Source organism: Streptomyces sp. NPDC026575, from assembly GCF_055567415.1.
This window is the reverse complement of sequence record NZ_JBVHQM010000024.1, coordinates 56,436-70,282: the sequence shown is the minus strand read 5'-3', so window position 1 is coordinate 70,282 and position 13,847 is coordinate 56,436. Positions and strand designations below refer to the sequence as shown.

The following is a 13,847-nucleotide window of genomic DNA, read 5'->3' as shown; positions in this document are numbered from 1 at the left end:
AGGTGAGTCTCGGTGCCTTCAGGGTCGGGTCCTCTCGCCCTCGGTCGGGGTGCTCTCCTTCCTACGCTGCCACGGGCGGCACATTCCCAGGAAGCTGACGAGCGCCAAAACGGCGCATACCAGCTGCACGAGGGCCATCGGGACGGCCGTGTGCTCGCCCGCGACGCCCACCAGCGGGGAGGCCACCGAGCCCAGCAGGAAGGTCGAGGTGCCCAGCAGCGCGGAGGCGGAGCCGGCCGCGTGCGGGGTGCGCAGCAGGGCGAGGGTGTTGGCGTTCGGCAGGACCAGGCCCATGCCGGTCATCAGGACGAAGAGGCCGGCGGCCATCGGGGCCAGGCCCACCGTGCCGAGGACGCCGGCGGACATCAGCAGCAGTCCGCCCGCGGCGACGGCGATCAGCACCAGGCCGCAGCCCAGCACCTTCTCCATGCTGACCCGGCCGACCAGCACCTTTCCGTTGATCTGGCCGGCGAGGACCAGGCCGACGGAGTTCAGGCCGAACAGCAGGCTGAAGGTCTGCGGGGAGGCGCCGTAGATCTCCTGGATGACGAACGGCGAGGCCGAGATGTACGCGAAGAGGGCGGCGAAGGCGAAGGCGCCGGCGAGCAGGTAGCCGGTGAAGCCCCGGTCGGCGAGCAGATCGCGCATGGTGCGCAGGGTCTGGCCGAGGCCGCCGGGGTGGCGCCGCTCGGGCGCCAGGGTCTCCGGCAGCGTGCGCCACACCAGGAGGGTGAGCGCCGCGCCGACCGCGGTCAGCACCACGAAGACGCCGCGCCAGTCGGTGATCTGGAGGATCTGGCCGCCGATGAGCGGGGCGACGACCGGTGCCACGCCGGAGATCAGCATGAGGGTGGAGAAGAAGCGGGCCATCGCGTCGCCGTCGTAGAGGTCGCGCACCACCGCCCGCGCGATGACGATGCCGGCGGCCCCCGCCAGGCCCTGGAGCAGGCGGAAGGCGATGAGGAAGGCGACGTCGGTGGCCACCGCGCACAGGGCGGTGGCCAGGACGTAGATCACCATGCCGGCCAGCAGCGGGCGGCGGCGCCCCCACTTGTCGCTCATCGGACCGACGATCATCTGGCCCAGCGCCATGCCCGCCAGGCAGGTGGTGAGGGTGAGCTGGATGGTGGCGGCCGGGCTGTGCAGGGCGGCGGTGACCTGCGGCAGGGCCGGCAGGTACATGTCCATGGAGAGCGGCGCGAGCGCCGTGAGACCGCCGAGGACGAGGGTGACCAGCAGGCCGGTGCGGCGGGGCGCGGCAAGTGCTGCCGCCGCGCCCCGCCCGGTTATGGCGGGCGGGTCCTGGGTCTCGGCCGTGCTGGGGCCGGGCTCTGTCATGAGCGTCTCCATGGGTCGTTGATGACTGAACCATGGTGTCATGCACGCGGCCGATACCGGCCGGTTCCGGGCCGGTCACATCGACCTAGGACCAACGTCCCGGCGCGTCCGCCCAAAGGCCCGTCAGGCGCTCTTCAGGCCCGGATCGCCCGCCTCGGAGACGAAGGACGCGGCGGTGGTCACCGGCGCGCCGGGGGTGGTGACGGCGGACACCGTCCGGTAGTCGGCGCGGGCGGCGTCCTGGTCCAGGGTGACGGTCACATAGCCCCGCCGGCCGTTGTAGAACTTCATATGCGGGTTGGCGGCCATGTAGGTGGCCCAGTTGGCGGGCTTGTCCGCGCCGTCCTTGCCGCTGGCGATCGAGGTGGTGACGAACTCCACCCCCGCGGTGCGCGAGTCGGGGTCCTTGAAGTCCTTCTTGATGTCGAAGGCGTAGTGGACGTGCACATCGCCGGTGAGCACGACGAGGTTGTCCACACCGGCCGACTCCGCGCCCGCCAGCACCCGGGCGCGGGACGCCGCGTAGCCGTCCCAGGCGTCCATGCTGACCTGGTAGCCCGGACCGGTGGCGTTGCGCCGCTCGGAGAAGGTGACCTGCTGGGGCACGACGTTCCAGCGGGCGGTGGACTGCCGCCAGCCGTCGATCAGCCAGCGCTCCTGGGCGGCGCCGGTGAGGGTGCGCCTGGGGTCCTCGGACTCGGGGCCCGGTGCGTGCCAGCCGTCCCCGTATGCCTGGTCGGAGCGGTACTGGCGGGTGTCGAGGATGTCGAACTGGGCGAGCCGGCCGAACTGCAGGCGCCGGTAGAGCCGGGCGTCGGGGCCGTCGGGCCGCTGCGGGCGGCGCAGCGGCTGGTTCTCCCAGTACGCCCGGTAGGCGGCGGCCCGGCGGACCAGGAACTCGGCGGGCGGGAGGTTGTCCTCGCTGATGTCGGAGGCGTAGTTGTTCTCCACCTCGTGGTCGTCCCAGGTGACGATGAAGGGGTGCGCGGCGTGGGCGGCCTGCAGGTCCGGGTCGGACCGGTAGAGGGCGTAGCGCAGCCGGTAGTCCTCCAGCGTGACCGTCTCGCGGTTGAAGAGCGCGGGCAGCTTGCGGTCGGTGTAGTTGCGGGCGCCGCCGGCCGCGCCGACCGGGTACTCGTAGAGGTAGTCGCCGAGGTGGAAGACCACGTCGAGGTCCTCCTGCGCCAGGTGCCGGTAGGCCGTGAAGTAGCCGTCGTGGTAGGCCTGGCAGGAGACCGCGGCGAGCTTCAGCTCGGAGATCCGGGCGCTGCGGGCGGGCGCGGTGCGGGTCCGGCCGACGGGGCTGATCCAGCTGCCGACGCGGAAGCGGTAGTAGTAGACGCGGTCGGGCGCGAGGCCGGTGGGCTCGATGTGCACGGAGTGGTTGAACTCCGGGTGCGCGTCGGCCCGGCCGCGGCCGGCCAGCCGCGTGAAGCGCTCGTCGTAGGCGACTTCCCAGCGGACGGTGACTCTGGCGTTCGGCAAGCCGTTGCTCGGCTCATACGGGCGCGGTGCGAGGCGGGTCCACAGCACGACCGAGCCGGGCTGCGGGTCTCCGGAGGCGACGCCGAGGGTGAAGGGGTTCTCGGTGATCTGCCGGGCGTCGGCCTCGGCGGCGTACGCCGCGCCCGCGCCCGGGAGGTTGGTCGCGAAGGCGAGAGCGGCGGCGGCCCCGGTGCCGGTGAGGAAGCGGCGCCGGCCCACGTGTGCCGCGGCGCCTGTCCCTGCGGGTCGCCCTGCGGACGCGAGAAGCGCTCCGGCGGCCCGGATCTGCTGCTCGTACGCTGCTGAGTGCGTCATCTGGCCCTCCCCTGACGGCGGTTGTCGCCCATGATTGGAGTGGCCCGGGACGGCGCGGCGCTGTCCCGTGTACGACGCATGCATGACAGCTGGATGATGGTTGGGCCCGGACCGGACGACGCCGGACAATCACGGCATCCGGCGCCTCCGTGGGATGCGCCGCGTGGCTGAACTGATGGTGCGGGACGGCACCTGGAGCTTCGACGGCGAGAGCGTGCGCATCGTGCCGGGACGCGAGCGCGGGGTGCACAAACTGCGTCAGGACCTCGGCGAGTTCACGGTGCCGCTGGTCAAGAAGGAGAGCGGCACGACGGCACTGCTGGCGGCGGCGGCCGCTCCGGCTGCCGCACCCATCGGGCGACGGCGCGCCGGCGGCCGCCGCGGCCCCGGCACTCGCCCCGCCTGCCCCGGCGGCGGCCGGCGCAGCCCCCGCCGAGGACCATGACGCGCTGCTGCGCCGGCTGCGGGAACTGGGCGAACTGCACCGCGACGGCATCCTGGCCGAGGCGGAGTTCACCGCCGCGAAGGCGGCCGTCCTCCAGCGCTTCCACGCCGGCGGCTGAGTCGCCCGGTCCGCTCCCCGTACGGCGTTTACGCTGCCGCCATGGCACAGAACACAGAGCGGGCACGGGCAGCACAGGCAACGCCGACGGCACGGGCCGGGCAGGTGGGCGGGACGGCCACCGCGCCCTGGCCCACACTGCCGGCACCCTCCTCACCGGCCGGGCAGAGCCCGCAGACGGCACCGGTGCCGCAGGAGGCACGGCGGGGCGGGGCGGCGCCCCGGAAGGTGGCGGTGGTGACCGGCGCCGGTTCCGGCATCGGCCGGGCGGTCGCCCATGCGCTGATCGCCGAGGACTGGTCGGTGGTACTGGCCGGGCGGCGCGCCGAGGCGCTGGCGGAGACCGCCCGCCTGGTGGGCCTCACCGACATCAACAGCCCCACGGTCATGACGGTGCCGACCGACGTCACCCGCCCCGACCAGGTAGATGCGCTCTTCGCGGCCGTACAGGACCGCTTCGACCACCTCGACCTGCTCTTCAACAACGCCGGCACCTTCGGCCGGGCGGTACCGCTGGAGGAGCTGTCCTACGACGACTGGCGCTCGGTGGTCGAGGTGAACCTCACCGGCTCCTTCCTCTGCGCCCAGGCCGCCTTCCGCGCCATGAAGGCCCAGGACCCGCAGGGCGGACGGATCATCAACAACGGCTCGATCTCCGCCCATGCGCCGCGGCCGCACTCCATCGCGTACACCGCCACCAAGCATGCGATGACCGGCCTGACCAAATCGCTCTCCCTGGACGGGCGTCCGTACCGGATCGCCTGCGGGCAGATCGACATCGGCAACGCGGCGACCGAGATGACCGGCCGAATGCAGACCGGAATCCTGCAGGCGAACGGCCAGACGGCCATCGAGCCGGTGATGGACGCGGCGGACGTCGCCCGTACGGTCGTGCACATGGCGGCGCTGCCGCTGGAGGCCAATGTGCAGTTCGCGACGGTGCTGGCGACGAACATGCCGTACATCGGGCGGGGTTGAGGTGCCCGCCCCACGGGGCCGTCGCGGGTGCCGGTCGGAGCCGCCGCTGCCGTGACCGGCGCCGCGCGGCCGCCCTCCGGCTACCCGCCCGCCGGTATCGATCCCCGTACGCCCCCTGCCCTCCCGCCGCTTCCGGTGGCACGCTTACCTCGGATCCGCACCACTCGTCTGCCGGGCCGCCCCCGCGCGGCCCCATCCCCCGCGGCCGCGCGCGCCCCGCCTCGCGCGGCCCCGCAGAAGGAGTTACGCGTGAGACGAACCGTTCGTGGCATACCGGCAGTTCACGGCATACCCGCGGCGCACCCCGCGCGCAGGTCCCGGGCCGCCCTCGGCGCCCTGACGGCCGCCGGTACGCTGCTCGCCCTGCTGCTCCCCGCCGGCTCGGCCGGCGCCGCCACCCCGTCCGGCTCCCACCGCTCCCCCGCCCCGCAGACCGCCGCCGACGTCTTCTGGACAGCGAGCCGGATGCGCTCCGCCGCCCCCCTGGACCCGGCCGCACCCGCGAAGGGCGCCCGCACCGCCGCGGTCCCGCGCAGCGCGCCCCTGAAGGTGCCGCCCACCCTCCCCCGGCTCCCCGAGGTCCCCTCGCTCGCCTCTCTGCTGCCCGGGGTCCTGCCCCAGGCCGGCGGGCCCTGGACCGGCGGCGGCGCGGTCACCAAGACCACCGGCCGGGTGTTCTTCACCTACCAGGGCCGCAACGCCTCCTGCTCCGGCGACGCGGTCACCAGCGGCAACAAGAGCACGGTGATCACCGCCGGGCACTGTGTGAAGCTCCAGGGCAACTGGCACACCAACTGGGTCTTCGTCCCCGGCTACCACGACGGCCAGGCACCGTACGGCAAGTGGCCGGCCGCCAAGACGCTCTCCACCCCGCAGTGGACGGCCAGCGAGGACATCAACTACGACGTCGGCGCGGCGGTCGTCGCCCCGCTCGACGGCAAGAAGCTCACCGATGTCGTCGGCGGCCAGGGCCTGTCCTTCAACTCCGGCTACAACAAGGCGATGTACGCCTTCGGCTACCCGGCGGCCGCCCCGTACGACGGCAGCAAGCTGATCTACTGCAGCGGCAACACCATCAAGGACCCGCTGTTCTCCAACGACCACGGGCTGTCCTGCAACATGACCGGCGGCTCCAGCGGCGGCCCCTGGTTCACCTCGTTCGACGAGAAGACCGGCACCGGCCTGCAGTCCTCGGTGAACAGTTTCGGCTACCAGTTCCTGCCCAACACGATGTTCGGCCCGTACTTCGGCGACGACGCCAAGAACCTCTACGAGAAGGCCCAGACGAGCTGAGCCGGACGGCCTGACCCAGACCATCCGGGCCAGACGGCCCGACCCGCGCCCGGGGCCGTACGGCGACCCGTCCGGACACCGTCCGAACGCCGTACGGCCTCCCGGGTGTTCCCCCGGCTCGTCCCCCAGGACGTGAGCCGCCGGGCGTATCGTCCGGACCATGAGAAAGATCATCTTCATGATGTCGGTGTCCCTCGACGGCTACTTCGAGGGACCGAACCGGGAGATCGACTGGCACCTGGTCGACGACGAGCTGCACCGCCATCTCAACGAGCAGCTCGGGGAGATGGGCGCCTTCCTCAGCGGCCGCCTCACCTATGAACTGATGGCCGACTACTGGCCCACCGCCGACGCGGACCCCGCGAACAGCGGCCCGGTGGCCGAGTTCGCCGCCATCTGGCGCGAGATGCCCAAGATCGTGTACTCCCGGACCCTGGAGCGGGCCGACTGGAACACCACCGTGGCGCGGGAGGTCGTCGTCGAGGAGATCGCGGCGCTCAAGGCCCGGCCGGGCGGTGATCTGGTGCTCGGCGGCGCCGACCTCGCCACGTCCTTCCTGCGGCACGACCTCGTCGACGAGTACCGCGTCTACGTCCATCCGGTCCTCATCGGACGCGGCAGAACCCCGTTCCCGGACGCGGACACCAGGACCGCCCTCCGGCTCGAAGAGACCCGGACCTTCGGCAACGGCGTGGTGCTGCTGCGCTACGGGCGTCAGGTCCGGGGCTGATCCCGGCAGGAGAGGGCGTCGATGGTCTCGACGCGCGGCTTGTAGTCGGTCTCCCAGGTGGCGTCGGCCTTCGGTATCGACCACAGCGAGGTCGAGAAGTCATGGCTCCAGCTGTTGCTGCCGACGTAGTCCCGCAGCGCGTCGCGCAACCGCAGGCAGTCCTTACGGTGGCCCTTGTCCATGGCGATGCCGTAGTGGTTGGCCGACCCGTAGGTGAGGTCGGGGACGACCCTGAGATCCGGGTTCTCCTGTGTGAAGCCGTAGAGGATCATCTGGTCGGTGGAGACCGCGTCGGCCACCTTCTTCACCTTGAGGTCCTCGATGCAACTGGAGGCGTCCGGCCGCTCGTAGACCGCGATCCGGCTGTACTGGGGGCCCTCCAGCGTGGTCACCGAGGTGGTCCCGGGCCAGGTGCAGACCCGCTTGCCGAAGAGGTCGTCGGGCTTGCGGATGCGGTGGTCGTCCTTGCGGACCATGATGCCCTGGTAGGTGGAGGCGTACGGGCCCGCGAAGTCCAGCTTCTTCATCCGCTCGACGGTGATCGAGAACGTCGCGACGACCAGGTCCTTCCTCTTCTCCGTGAGCACCGCGCCGCGGTCCTCGGACGGCACGATCCCGAAGTCCGGTTCGGCGCCCACGGCCTTGAGGATCTGCTGGGCGACGGTGATGTCGAAGCCGGAGAACTTGTAGGTGTGGACCACGCCGGTGCCCGGCTGGTCGTTCTTCGCCCCGACCGAGACCTTGCCGGACTCGAAGAGCGAGGGCGGCCCGGAGGCCCCGCAGGCGGTAGCGGTCAGCGCGGCCCCCGCGAGCAGCAACGCCCCCGGCAGCGTCCGCCGCCCACGCCTGCCACGCCCACGCCGCCACACCACGGCCGCACGCCTTGCCGCTGTCCCTGCTCCTGCTCCTGCTCGCATCGTCTCCCCGTCCTCCCCGTTGACCCCGTACTCCCCGTACTCCCCGTCGACGGCGTACTTCCCGTACTCCCCTTCACCCCGTCTACGCGTCGTACAGCACCGCGCCCGTCGCCTGGACGTCCATGCGGCAGCCGCGTGCCGTGTGCAGCCGGACGTCGATGCGTACGCTGCGGACCCCCGCGCCCAGCGAGAATTCGGCGGTGCCGCCGGGGCGGATCTCCTTCGACTGCGCCGCGGCGCCCGAAGTGAGCAGCGAAAGCGTGGCGCTGGTGTCAGGAAGGCAGGTCGGGCCGGCCGGTTCGTGGTCGGCGATGGCCAGCGTCAACCGCAGGGCGTTGCGGGGCTTCGCCAGCGCGGACGCGTCCAGCCGCAGGGCCAGCGCGCGATGCCCGGCGCCGTCCAGCGGCTGCCCGCCCTCCGTACGCACCTGCCCGGTCACATCGATCTCGCCGTGCGTCGAGACGTGTCGGAACGCCAGCCAGCCTCCGACGGTGGCCAGCACGGAGACCAGCGAGAGGACGCCGACCACGCGGGCGTCGCGGGGCCTTCGGCCGAGAACGCGGGCGGCGGCGGTACCGAGCGACAGCGCGGCGAGGGTGCCCCACAGGGTGTACTGCCGGGCCGGTCCGTCCGGCCAGTCGGTTCCGGCGATCACCACGGCGGCGCAGGCCAGCAGCAGGGGCAGCCAGCGTGCGCTGGGGTGCATCACCCACTTGACGATCACGTTCCGGATGTCATTGGCCGCGATGGAGTGGTCGCCGTGCGCCGTCGGGTTGTTGTGGACGCCGCCGCTGTCACCGAGTCGGCGGCCGGTCATGAGCCGTCCCGGGTGCGCTCGCCGCCTCCCATGTGGATGTCGCCGTGGATCTCGACGGCCGCGATGGAGCCCCGGCCGGTCGCGGTCGGGGTGTTGTGCACGGTGTACCCGCCGGTGGACGGGGCGAGCCGACCGACGTGGTCCAGGAGGTGGGCGGCGTCGCGCCGGGCAGCCGGGGCCCGCAGCCAGGAGGTCACCGCGTCGGACAGCAGTCGGCGCTCCTGGTCGGTGAGCGTCGCGAGCAGCTCGTCGAGGGCGTCCGCACGGTCGGCGTCCAGCCGATGGGTCGTGCCGCCGCCAGCGTCCCCGCCGAGGTCGCCGTCGGTGCCGTCACCACGCCGCAGCAGCCGGCGGAAGAAGCCCTCGCCGGCCGTCACCGTGCGTTCGGCGATCCGCTGCTGGGCGGCGGTGATCACGGAGGTGCCCAGGCTGTTCGCGGCCAGGGTGAGATAGGGAGCGATTTCGGTGGACACGGTCGCCAGGTCGGACATCCAGCTCTCCCCCATTGATGGACATCAGGGGGCGCACCACACCACCCCCAACACCCTTACGAAGAAGGCGTGTTACCCATGTGGAGCCTGCATCACACCCACACCGCTGAGGGGTTTTGAGCCGTGCTTCAGGCCGGGGTGGCATTGGGGCGCCTGATGCTCCTTCTGGGGCGCGGCGACAAAACGGCCCCGCCCCACCCCCTCGAAGAGGGGCGGGGCGGGGCCGACGGCCTGCGGGCCCGGAGGACCCGGCAGGACGCGTCACGCCAGGGGCAGGCCCTTGGCCACAGCCTGAACCTGGTCCGTGGACACCGGCAGGTCCTTGGTGGGCAGCTTGTCCGTGGACACCGGCAGCCCCTTGGTCGGCAGCTTGTCCGTCGACACCGGCAGGCCCTTGGTCGGCAGCTTGTCCGTGGAAACCGGCAGGCCCTTGGTGGGCAGCTTGTCCGTCGAAGCTCCGCCAGTGGGCAGCTTGTCGGTCGACACTCCGTCGGTGGGCAGCTGGTCCGTGGACGGTCCGGCGGTCGACAGCGGCAGCCCCTTGGCCGGCAGCCCCTTACCCGGAAGCGCCTTGCCCGGAAGCGCCTTGGTCGGCAGCCCGCCCATAAGCGCTCCGCCGGTCGTGGCCGTCTTCGCCGTCTCCCCCAGGACGCCTCCGGCCGATCCGGCGACATCGCTGGTCAGCGGCGCGACCGCCTGCGCGGCCCCGCTCACCGCACCACCGACCTCACCGGGGTCAACGGCACTCGCACCGCCCAGGTCGGGGACCTGCGGCGCCTCGACGGCCTGGGCTGCACCGGTCGATCCCAGCGTCAGGGCGGCTGCGGCGGTAGCGGCTGCAGTGAGGACTCGTCGCATCAAAACTCCTTAGGGAGGTGGGGAGATGGGCTTTTATGAAAAGAACGACGCACCCCGCCACCAGACACGCACCACACCCCTCACAAGGTCCGCGTGCGGCCGCCGGTCAACGCGCTACGGTGACGGCCACGTTGGGACCGCCGCACATCGGGCGGGGAGGGAGTACGGGGCATGCCGATGCCGGAGGACTGGATGACGGCCCGCCCCGAGCCGCCGGTCGAACTCCACCCCGACAGACCGCACGCGGCGCGCGTGTACGACGTACTCCTCGGCGGCACCACCCACTACCCCGCCGACCGCGCCGCGGCCGAGCAGACGCTCGCCGCCGTGCCCTGGACCTGCCACGATGCGGCGGCTACTCGCGCTCGCCCCGGGACATCCGCATGCAGCCCCACATACCAAACGCCACAAACAGCATCGCCAGAACGGCGATCAGGCCACCTTGGGAGCCCGGCTCCCAAGACTCGTCTTCCGGTCCGGCCACCCCCGCGGGGTCGTATCGGATCCGCAACACCTCACCCCGCTCAACCCCGTCCTCGCAACCGTGATTCTCCCTGAGATCCGGCTCTATCTCCTGCCCATCCAGCTTCTGCAAGGTGCACTGACGGGTCTTGTTGGAATGGTCATTCGCTACCGTCACGATCTTGGCGTTGGCCCAACGGCCGCGCTCCTGCAACGCCGCGTCCTCGCCCGCCCCCTGTGACACAAATGCCAGTACGGATCCGGCGAAAAGTGGCAGCACAAGCTGCCACGCCAGCTTCCGCCGAATGTGGGGGGCACGCCGAATTCCGAAGATCGGCACCATAAGCGAAGCGAGCGGCAAGAGGAGCCATCCCACCACAGGAACCGCACCCCGGATCCACGGATCCAGCGGGATCGCAGGTGCCGACCAGGTGAGCCCGATGATTCCGGCCAGGCACGCAAGGTAGAACAACAGCCAGCGCAGAAACACTGATCGGACTTCCCGGGATTGCTTCTCGGAAGCAACTCCCTCCCCGATGGCGAACTCGCCTTCCTCGCGTGCCATTTACTGCCCTTACTTCCGGTGTGCCGCTGATAGTTCGGATACAGGCCGCGTGCGCAATCTTCGGCACTCCGAAGCCGTCAGCACACGAGCCGAAATCGGGATCGCCCCACTCCTGGAGGCTCGTCGCCTCGCCATCAGTCGACCGCGACGTCGTTCGGGTGCACCACCTTCAGGCTGCGGGCGAACGCGTCGAACGCGTCGATATTCGCGGACACCCAGCCGAGGTCGTCACTGACGGTACGCATGGACAGATCGATGCCGTAAGACTCCACGCGCCACCCGTAGTTGACCGACATGCACAGAGCTTCGCCGCCCTTCGGCACGAAGTGGCGGATGGAGCGCTGCCCCTTGCCGAGGTTGTCCGTGGTGAAATCCACGATCTGGGGATCCTGCGCGGCCCCTGGCTCGTTGCGCTGCACCAGTGCGTCCAGGACCTGCTCCAGCGGCCCTTCCGACCCGGCGCCGTAGAAGAAGAACGGCACGAGATGCCTGCGGAGATCCGGAGCGTACACGAACATGTAGTGCATAGGGATCCTCTGCGGCAACTGCTCGGAGAAGCCCTCAAGCATGCGCGCCAGCTCCTTCACCTGCGACTTGTCGCGAGGCCCCTCGTCCTCAAGGGCCCAGCGCAACTCGGCGCTCTTCTTCGACCACTTCCGCCGCTGCCGGTCGGCGCCCCTCCCCTCAAGGATGGGGACGGAAATCCAGTCTTCCGGGTCTTCGGTGAAGTCGAGTGCGTACGGAATGCTCATGCTGTGCTCCAGCGGAAGGTGGTCATGACGGCGTCGAAAAGTTCGGTGAGGATTTCCAGAAAGTCCTGCGGGGTGCCCTCGGGCGTGAGTGTGGTGAACGAGACGATGAGCCATTCGCTCACCTCCCCGGAATCCGGCACCGGCACCACGTAGTTGACCTGCCGACTGGGTACCGAATCCTCCTCCTTCGGGTTGGCGGGGACGGAACGCTGACAACGAACGCCGGGCACGTGGTCCAGCTCGATGCCCTCCGACGGCCCGAAGTCCTTGGTCAGATGGCTCATGATCTCGCTCGGCGACGTCTCCGCGGCGAAACCCGGAAAGACCTTGGAGACCAGGAACGACGCGGGCGCGACGAATCCGTGGATCGGCTCCACGGGAAGGTAGACGTCGACACCGTTCCGACGCCTGGCGTCGGCGACGGCTCGGTTGAGCCGGCTGTGCAGCTCAAGCCGGGCTTGCGTCACCTTTTCCTTGGGGGTCGCCGGGTCCAGGTAGGTGACGGCGTGGTCCACAATTCCCTTGATCGCGTCCTGGGTCTCGGACTTCGATCTCAGTGGGATGCGGTCCCACCCCGGAGGCATCAGGAGCGTGTAGCCGCCGACCGCCGTCTGAGGGATTTCCAAGGTGCTCATTCCTCGCGTTTCGAAGGGGGCCGATTACCAGGCCGAGCTGGCAGGTACCTTCCAGGTTTCGCCCTTGAGATCGTTGTAGGAGTCCCAACTGGGCTTCTGCCAGCCGCCGGTCTGCTCGCCAACCGCGTTCAACGTGTCGTTGTCGCCGAGAGCCTTGTCGCCGACGTCCGCGGCGAAACCGGTCCACTGCATGCCGACCGCTCCACCGTATGCCAGCTGTCCACCGTGGACGGCCGCTGATGACACGGCATCCCCGTGCGCGGCGGCGTTCGATCGGATTCCCTGGAGGATGCCGATGGCTTCGTCGTCACCCTGGTTCAGGATCTTGCCCAACGTACCGATATCGGCGGTGTCACCCGCGACCTTTCCGGCGTCGCGGGATATCAGCTTCCGCAGGGTGTTCATCTCCGACCTGATGGCCGCCTTCGAGGCGTCGTCCCCGGCGTTGGCCAGTCCTCTGGCGAGCTGATTGCGCATGCCCTTGGTGGCGGCAAGGCCCTCCTTGAGGCCCGCGGTGCGACTCGCGGTGGCCGCGGTGCGCACGCTGGAACCCGCTGCCTTCAGCCCCTTCACCGCGACCCCACCGGCGGCGAACGTCACCAGACCAATGCAGTCGAACGCCACGTCCATCCAGGTTGCCTTTCCAGCGGCCACCAGCATCATTCGACCGGCGACCACCGCGAGGCCGATCGCGAGGCCGATCCCGACCAGGATGTTCAGTCCGGGGATGAACATCGACACGATGGCGAGTGCCGTCCCGATCCAGCCGAGGATGTCGAGGAACAGCTTGAATCCCTCGGAATGCTCCTTCACCCAGCCGACCGCGTCATCCCAGAGGCTGTCCTCGATGTCGTCATCGAGCGCGTCCTCGATCTGGCCGCCGATTTTCGCGCCAAACCTCAGATAGTGACCCACGGCCTCGTCCATACGGGACTTGGCCGTCTCCACAGCGTCCTCGTCCTTCTCGTCCTGCTGCGCCTGACTGCGCGCCTTCAGGGTCTCTCCCTGGGCGTATTCCAGCTCCTTCGCCCATTCCCGGAGCAGGCCCGCGACCTTCTCGTACCGGCCCTCGACCTTGCTGAGCTTTCCCGCGAGATCCTCCGAGCCCTCGGTGAGCTTCTGCTTGTACTTGCCCTTGAGGTTCTCGGACTTACCGATCTCACGGAGGGCCCGCGACTGCTCCCTGATGGTCTCTGCGATGTTGTCGAGCCGCCGAGCTTCTTCCCGGATCTCGTAGGGGTCTCCGGGAGTCGGGTCACTCTCGGAGAGGGGAGACCAATCGACCGGACGCTTACCCATGATTCCTTACTCCCCCTTCTCGCCGTCGGCTTCTTTGAACTTCTTGATGACTTCCTTGACCCGCTTTTCGGCGTCCGCCATCTGCTGCACAAGCTCTTTTCGGTGGTCATCCCAGTTGTCGACGAACTCCTGCATGGCCCCGATGATGTTGCCATTTCCGTAGGCGTCCGCCATGGCCTCCTGGTTGGCCCCGCACGAACTGAACTCGCGATGGAGCCTGGCGAAGTTCTTCTTGATCTCCAACAGCTCGTCGTAAGAAACTCGCAGGTCGCTCAATGCGCCCGACCTCCCCCTTGGTTGATCCTGTATGAGACCGCCTGTCGGCCCGTGCATCTGCGGGCCGACAGGCG

The 13,847-nt window shown here is 70.0% G+C and carries 15 protein-coding genes and 2 pseudogenes; 6 read left to right on the top strand and 11 right to left on the bottom strand.

The window, feature by feature from the left end; all coding sequences use genetic code 11:
• Nucleotides 1-18: 18 nt before the first annotated feature.
• Nucleotides 19-1,338: a Bcr/CflA family multidrug efflux MFS transporter gene (locus tag ACZ4NB_RS28955; RefSeq protein ID WP_467665985.1), complete on the bottom strand. Its 1,320-nt coding sequence runs from the start codon at nt 1,336-1,338 to the stop codon at nt 19-21.
• A gap of 123 nt (nt 1,339-1,461) precedes the next feature.
• Nucleotides 1,462-3,138, bottom strand: a complete 1,677-nt coding sequence (locus ACZ4NB_RS28950; RefSeq protein WP_467665984.1) for an alkaline phosphatase D family protein — start codon at nt 3,136-3,138, stop codon at nt 1,462-1,464.
• A 154-nt stretch (nt 3,139-3,292) separates the two neighbouring features.
• Here ACZ4NB_RS28950 and ACZ4NB_RS28945 point away from each other — a divergent pair, with 154 nt between their 5' ends.
• From ACZ4NB_RS28945 to ACZ4NB_RS28925, 5 genes and pseudogenes are all read left to right on the top strand, one after another.
• Nucleotides 3,293-3,583 (top strand): DUF4429 domain-containing protein, encoded by a 291-nt coding sequence (locus ACZ4NB_RS28945; protein WP_467665983.1) that lies wholly within the window; start codon nt 3,293-3,295, stop codon nt 3,581-3,583.
• Nucleotides 3,477-3,701, top strand: a pseudogene (locus ACZ4NB_RS28940) (DUF4429 domain-containing protein); the annotation flags it as partial. The gene ACZ4NB_RS28945 and the pseudogene ACZ4NB_RS28940, both read left to right, overlap by 107 nt.
• A gap of 41 nt (nt 3,702-3,742) precedes the next feature.
• On the top strand, nt 3,743-4,678 hold the full coding sequence (locus ACZ4NB_RS28935) for an SDR family oxidoreductase (RefSeq protein WP_467665982.1): 936 nt from the start codon (nt 3,743-3,745) through the stop codon (nt 4,676-4,678).
• Nucleotides 4,679-4,927: 249 nt separating this feature from the next.
• Complete coding sequence (locus tag ACZ4NB_RS28930) at nt 4,928-5,971, top strand: trypsin-like serine peptidase (RefSeq protein ID WP_467665981.1); 1,044 nt, start codon at nt 4,928-4,930, stop codon at nt 5,969-5,971.
• 160 nt (nt 5,972-6,131) lie between these two features.
• Nucleotides 6,132-6,701 carry a dihydrofolate reductase family protein gene (locus ACZ4NB_RS28925; RefSeq protein WP_467665980.1) on the top strand — a complete coding sequence of 190 codons (570 nt, stop codon included), beginning with the start codon at nt 6,132-6,134 and terminating at the stop codon, nt 6,699-6,701.
• Here ACZ4NB_RS28925 and ACZ4NB_RS28920 read toward each other — a convergent pair.
• From ACZ4NB_RS28920 to ACZ4NB_RS28905, 4 genes are all read right to left on the bottom strand, one after another.
• Nucleotides 6,686-7,519 carry a transporter substrate-binding domain-containing protein gene (locus tag ACZ4NB_RS28920; protein ID WP_467665979.1) on the bottom strand — a complete coding sequence of 278 codons (834 nt, stop codon included), beginning with the start codon at nt 7,517-7,519 and terminating at the stop codon, nt 6,686-6,688. The genes ACZ4NB_RS28925 and ACZ4NB_RS28920 overlap by 16 nt on opposite strands.
• Nucleotides 7,520-7,700: 181 nt before the next feature.
• Nucleotides 7,701-8,435 carry a hypothetical protein gene (locus ACZ4NB_RS28915; RefSeq protein WP_467665978.1) on the bottom strand — a complete coding sequence of 245 codons (735 nt, stop codon included), beginning with the start codon at nt 8,433-8,435 and terminating at the stop codon, nt 7,701-7,703.
• Nucleotides 8,432-8,926, bottom strand: coding sequence for a hypothetical protein (locus ACZ4NB_RS28910; RefSeq protein WP_467665977.1), 495 nt, complete (start codon nt 8,924-8,926; stop codon nt 8,432-8,434). Before ACZ4NB_RS28910 ends, ACZ4NB_RS28915 begins: the two co-directional genes overlap by 4 nt.
• A gap of 261 nt (nt 8,927-9,187) precedes the next feature.
• Nucleotides 9,188-9,784: a hypothetical protein gene (locus tag ACZ4NB_RS28905; protein WP_467665976.1), complete on the bottom strand. Its 597-nt coding sequence runs from the start codon at nt 9,782-9,784 to the stop codon at nt 9,188-9,190.
• A 171-nt stretch (nt 9,785-9,955) separates the two neighbouring features.
• Between ACZ4NB_RS28905 and ACZ4NB_RS28900 the strand changes: the two are divergent.
• A pseudogene (locus ACZ4NB_RS28900) lies at nt 9,956-10,090 on the top strand (SAM-dependent methyltransferase); the annotation flags it as partial.
• 49 nt (nt 10,091-10,139) lie between these two features.
• On the opposite strand, the gene ACZ4NB_RS28895 reads toward ACZ4NB_RS28900, so the two are convergent.
• The 5 genes from ACZ4NB_RS28895 to ACZ4NB_RS28875 all read right to left on the bottom strand — a co-directional run bounded on the left by ACZ4NB_RS28895 (nt 10,140) and on the right by ACZ4NB_RS28875 (nt 13,773).
• Nucleotides 10,140-10,811, bottom strand: a complete 672-nt coding sequence (locus ACZ4NB_RS28895) for a hypothetical protein (protein ID WP_467666041.1) — start codon at nt 10,809-10,811, stop codon at nt 10,140-10,142.
• Between the two features lie 134 nt (nt 10,812-10,945).
• Nucleotides 10,946-11,563 carry a hypothetical protein gene (locus ACZ4NB_RS28890; protein WP_467665975.1) on the bottom strand — a complete coding sequence of 206 codons (618 nt, stop codon included), beginning with the start codon at nt 11,561-11,563 and terminating at the stop codon, nt 10,946-10,948.
• Nucleotides 11,560-12,189 (bottom strand): hypothetical protein, encoded by a 630-nt coding sequence (locus tag ACZ4NB_RS28885; RefSeq protein ID WP_467665974.1) that lies wholly within the window; start codon nt 12,187-12,189, stop codon nt 11,560-11,562. Before ACZ4NB_RS28885 ends, ACZ4NB_RS28890 begins: the two co-directional genes overlap by 4 nt.
• Before the next feature lie 33 nt (nt 12,190-12,222).
• Nucleotides 12,223-13,497 (bottom strand): hypothetical protein, encoded by a 1,275-nt coding sequence (locus ACZ4NB_RS28880; RefSeq protein ID WP_467665973.1) that lies wholly within the window; start codon nt 13,495-13,497, stop codon nt 12,223-12,225.
• A 6-nt stretch (nt 13,498-13,503) separates the two neighbouring features.
• Nucleotides 13,504-13,773, bottom strand: coding sequence for a hypothetical protein (locus tag ACZ4NB_RS28875; protein WP_467665972.1), 270 nt, complete (start codon nt 13,771-13,773; stop codon nt 13,504-13,506).
• Nucleotides 13,774-13,847: the final 74 nt, after the last annotated feature.